Source organism: Streptomyces sp. ATLC9, from assembly GCF_057196705.1.
In genome coordinates, this window is the sequence record NZ_JBXUOY010000639.1 from 1 (window position 1) to 261 (window position 261).

The window sequence follows — 261 nt, forward strand, 5'->3', positions numbered from 1 at the left end:
CGGTGCCGTCCTTGAGCGTCTCGATCCGGCGGATGTCCAGCCGCACCGAGGCGTAGAACTTCAGCGCCCGCCCACCGGTGGTCGTCTCCGGCGACCCGAACATCACCCCGACCTTCTCGCGGAGCTGGTTGATGAAGATCGCGGTGGTCTTGGACTGGCTGAGCGCACCGGTGATCTTGCGCAGCGCCTGGCTCATCAGCCGCGCCTGCAGACCCACATGGGAGTCGCCCATCTCGCCCTCGATCTCCGCGCGCGGCACCA

General features: G+C 67.8%; 1 pseudogene. It reads right to left on the minus strand.

Annotated features, from left to right (window positions below):
* Positions 1-261 (minus strand): annotated as a pseudogene (locus tag AC2CJA_RS27440) (recombinase RecA); the annotation flags it as partial.